General features: G+C 65.1%; 3 protein-coding genes and 1 pseudogene. All 4 read left to right on the top strand.

Features of this window, described 5'->3' with window-relative positions:
• The first annotated feature begins 37 nt into the window (after nucleotides 1-37).
• Nucleotides 38-847, top strand: coding sequence for an ABC transporter permease (locus EOA24_RS31635; RefSeq protein WP_126082676.1), 810 nt, complete (start codon nucleotides 38-40; stop codon nucleotides 845-847).
• A 42-nt stretch (nucleotides 848-889) separates the two neighbouring features.
• Nucleotides 890-1,909: an arginine deiminase family protein gene (locus tag EOA24_RS31630; RefSeq protein ID WP_126082675.1), complete on the top strand. Its 1,020-nt coding sequence runs from the start codon at nucleotides 890-892 to the stop codon at nucleotides 1,907-1,909.
• Complete coding sequence (locus EOA24_RS31625) at nucleotides 1,910-2,968, top strand: ABC transporter ATP-binding protein (RefSeq protein ID WP_126082674.1); 1,059 nt, start codon at nucleotides 1,910-1,912, stop codon at nucleotides 2,966-2,968.
• Between the two features lie 65 nt (nucleotides 2,969-3,033).
• A pseudogene (locus tag EOA24_RS31620) lies at nucleotides 3,034-3,332 on the top strand (Xaa-Pro aminopeptidase); the annotation flags it as partial.

The raw sequence follows: 3,332 nt of genomic DNA, 5'->3' as shown, positions 1-3,332 counted from the left end.
GTCCCGCGCTTCGCGCCGCCTTCGAAGGCGGACGCCGATGAGCCCGCGTTTGCGTCGCATAGGCGAGCGCTGGCTGCCCTGGACCTTGGCATGGCTGCTGCTTGCCTTCCTCTTCGTGCCCGTCCTGGTGGTCGTGCCGGTGGCGCTGACGGCGAAGGACTATTTGTCGTTGCCGACCAGTGGCATCTCATTCCAGCACTTTGCCTCGCTTGCGGACTGGCGCGCCGGCTGGCTGCCGAGCATCCTGACCAGCCTGGGCATAGCGCTCGCCTCCAGCATCGCCGCAACCGGCGTGTCGGCGGCCTTCGCCATCGGCGCCTGGGTCTATGCCGGGCGATGGCCCTCGACCCTGCGCATCATTCTGCTCTCGCCGCTTATCGTGCCGCCGATCATCTATGCTGTCGGCATGGTGCGGCTGTGGTCGAAGCTGTCGCTGCTCGACAGCTGGCTCGGCGTCACCATCGTTCATGCCATCCTGGCGATGCCGCTTGCCGTTCTGGCGATCGGCGCCTCGCTGTCGAACCTCGATCCACGCCTCGTCCAGGCCGCGCGATCGCTGGGCGCCCGCCCGCCCACCGTCTTTGGCAGGGTGATCCTGCCCAATATCCTGCCGGGCACGATCGCCGGCGCCATCCTGGCCTTCATCGTCTCCTGGGACGAGATCACGGTGACGCTCTTCATCACCAGCCGTCGGCTGGTGACGCTGCCACGCAAGATATGGACAAGCATCGCCGACGCCGTCGACCCGGCGCTGGCCGCCATCGCCACCGTCATGCTCGTCGTCACCATCATCTGCCTGTTGCTGCGCTTGACCGTATGGGAGCGTCTTGCGCAGCGCCGGTCGTGAACCCCTCATCCAGTCCACAAGTTCAGAAAGGAAATCAAGGACATGTCAGCACACACCGCCGCAATGAGCGAACACGAATATCGCGAGGCGAAGTTCTTCCAGACATTCGGATCGGTGCCGACGCCGGCTTTCCACGATCCGGAGGAGCAGACGCGCGTCTGGGGACGCCCATGGGGCTGCACCAACGATGTCGGCAAGCTGCGCGCGGTGCTGATGCATCGCCCGGGCGAGGAGATCAACGTCGTCGACAAGAACAAGCCGATGCCTGAGATCGGCGGCTTCGGCGATCCGGAGAAGGGTTGGTACTTCATGGGTAAGACGCCGCCAGATCTCGCCGCCATGCAGGCGGCCCATGACGCGTTCACCGCGCTGCTTCGCTCGGAAGGCGTCGATGTGATCCTCACCGAGAAGGCAGCGCCCGGCGCGCTCAAGTCGACCTTCTGCCGCGACAGCGTCATCGGCGTCAAAGGCGGCGCCATCGTCACCCGCCTTGCCCGGCGCGCTCGCCGCGGCGAGGAACTGATGGTCACCCAGGCCCTGGCAAGGGCCGGCTGCCCGATCCTGGGAACGTTGCATGGCGAAGCGGTGTTCGAGGGTGGCGGCTTCGCGCTGATCGACGAAAAGACGGCGGTCTGCTCGCTCTCCGTCGCCTGCAACGAGGAAGGCATCCGCCAGGTCGAGATGATCCTGAACAGCCTCGGCGTCGAGCTGATCAAGGTGCCGATGCCGGGCTATCGAATCCACATCGACGGCAGCTTCATGATGATCGATCACGAGACCGCCATCATCAACATCAACGAGCTCCCTTACTTCTTCATCGACCGCCTCAAAAAGCGCGGCATGAATCTGATCGAGCTGCCGCCCGAGGATAATGCCTTCTCGTTGAACTGCCTGGCCATCGCGCCCGGCAGGGTCGTCATGCATGCCACCCGTACTCCCCGGCTCGCCGAGCGGCTGGACAAGGCCGACATCACCATCTTGACGCTCGACTATGAATGCATCGAACTGAACGGCGGCGGCATCCATTGCTCGACAGGGCCGCTCGCCCGGGACCCGAACTGAATGGCTTTCCTCGACATCCGCACGCTTCGCAAGGCCTACGGATCGGCAATCGCGCTCGACGGCGTCGACCTGTCGATCAACGAGGGCGAATTCGTGACCTTGCTCGGCCCATCCGGCTCGGGCAAGACGACCCTGCTGATGTCGATCGCCGGTTTTACCAGGCCGGACTCCGGAACGATCCTGCTCGACGGCGCCGACATCACCGGCGTCGATCCCGAGGACCGCAACTTCGGCCTGGTTTTCCAGGGTTATGCGCTGTTTCCCCATCTGTCGGTGGCAAACAACATCGCCTTCCCCTTGCGCGTGCGCAAATGGGACAACGCGCGCATCGCCGCGCGCGTTGACGAAGTCATGAAGCTGGTCGGCCTCGACCAGCTCGCCGCACGCAAGCCGCGCGAACTGTCCGGAGGCCAGCAGCAGCGCGTGGCCATCGGCCGCGCGCTTGCTTTCGGACCGAAGATCCTGCTGCTCGACGAGCCTCTCTCGGCGCTCGATCGCAAGCTGCGCGACGCCATGCAGCGTGAGTTGAAGCGTCTCCACCAGGAAACCGGCGTCACGTTCGTTTTCGTCACGCACGACCAGGAAGAGGCCTACGCCATGTCGGACCGCATTGCCGTCTTCCAGAACGGCAACATCGTTCAGATCGGCAGTCCGCGCGAAATATACCGGGCGCCGGCCTCGCGCTTCGTCGCCGGCTTCCTCGCCGGCAACAACATCTTGTCGGCTCAAACGGACGGCGCGCAACTCGATCTCTTCGGCATCCGCGTGCCGATGCCCGCCGCCTATGACCGGACGCGTCACGGCGACGGCGGGATCACGGTCTGGGTCCGCCCGGAAGACATCACCCTCGGCGATGTGGCGCCTGGCGCGGTCTCCTTCTCTGTCACGGTCGCCGACGTGTCCTTCGTCGGCACGTCGGAACGCGTCACCGTCATCACGGCCGACGGCCAGGAACTGAGCGTGCTCGCGCCCTCCGCAATAGCCCGCGAGTTGACCCCCGGCAGCACGGCAACCTGCGCTCTCCTGCCGTCGGCCATCGGATTTCTGGCGCGAGAATAGCGTGCCTGCCACCCAAGCCGGTCGTCCATCGCGGCGCCATCGGCATAGCATCAACGAGGACAGAAATGACCGTCACCCTGCGCAACGTGGATATCCCGGATTTCGGCCTTCCGGTCGAGCGCCCCGCCATCCCGGCCGCGACATATGAAACGCGCTGCGCCCGCGCCATCAACAAGTCCGGCGCCGACTGGCTGGTTGTCTATGCCGACCGCGAGCACGCCGCCAACATCGCCTTCCTGACCGGCTTCGAGCCCCGCTTCGAGGAGGCTCTGCTGCTTCTGGGCAAGGCAGGCCAGCGCATCATAGTCACCGGCAACGAGAACATCGGTTATACGCCGATCGCCGGCCTGCCCGACATCGTCAC

This window comes from Mesorhizobium sp. M2A.F.Ca.ET.039.01.1.1, from assembly GCF_003998035.1.
Lineage (GTDB): Bacteria > Pseudomonadota > Alphaproteobacteria > Rhizobiales > Rhizobiaceae > Mesorhizobium.
This window is presented reverse-complemented; position numbering and strand designations above follow the sequence as displayed.